General features: G+C 58.0%; 2 protein-coding genes. Both read left to right on the forward strand.

The genetic code is table 11. The features are described 5' to 3' along the window. The first annotated feature begins 151 nt into the window (after positions 1–151). Positions 152–442 (forward strand): hypothetical protein, encoded by a 291-nt coding sequence (locus JTP94_RS10920; protein ID WP_204850517.1) that lies wholly within the window; start codon positions 152–154, stop codon positions 440–442. Beyond that, positions 439–716: hypothetical protein (locus JTP94_RS10925; protein WP_204850518.1), on the forward strand; the 278-nt coding region annotated here is incomplete at its 3' end. The genes JTP94_RS10920 and JTP94_RS10925, both read left to right, overlap by 4 nt.

Here is a 716-nt window from a genome sequence, read left to right on the forward strand (position 1 = left end):
CCGATCGAGAGATGACGCCAACCCAATTCGGCAAGAAGTTCGCTGGTGATCCGCTTTTCGTTTTCCAGCTCCGGGACGGTCGCGAGCCTCGTTCGCAGACACGCCAACGCATCATTGAGGCAATGGGCGCAGACGAGCGGGAGACTGCGGCATGACCTCTCATCTTGATCGCATCCTTTCCGTAGCCGAGATGGCGAAAGAGATTGCCAATGAATTCAAACTCCCGGCGACAGCCATCCACGCAATTGAGCTTGGCATCACCATGGAGCGCGTCCGGGTCGAGAGTGTCCTTGAGGACATCATGGCGGATACCGGGCTGACCAGTAAGACGACGGCCATTGGCATCGCATCGAAGCATGTCGCTCGGGGATCGGTCTTCGCCACGCCCGAGGCGATTAACTTCGCAGCTCGCGTCAAGGCTGGCTTGGAGGAAGCGCAATGAGCGTCCACACGACAGAGCGCCCAGCGTCTATCGATGAGATCGCATCCGAGATGGATCGGCGCGGCGCAGTCATCGAAACGCTTGAGGCAAAGATCGAAGAACTGCAGGGCGAAGTCGATTTGCTTCGCAAGATGCAGAAGGCGGCTGGCGAGACCAGCATGCTCTACGAGATCCGCCGAGAGCTTGGCTGGAACGAATACACCAGCCTTTCGATTATGCCGAACGGCGTTCGTGAGCTTCGCAAGGATGCGCTCCGTTATCGCTATCTCAAAGA

The organism is Martinezella lusitana, from assembly GCF_016901135.1.
GTDB lineage: Bacteria > Pseudomonadota > Alphaproteobacteria > Rhizobiales > Rhizobiaceae > Rhizobium > Rhizobium lusitanum_D.

Bases quoted from the DNA above. Each gene is read 5' to 3' on its own strand.
- JTP94_RS10920 (WP_204850517.1), top strand. From the start codon at position 152: ATGACCTCTCATCTTGATCGCATCCTTTCCGTAGCCGAGATGGCGAAA.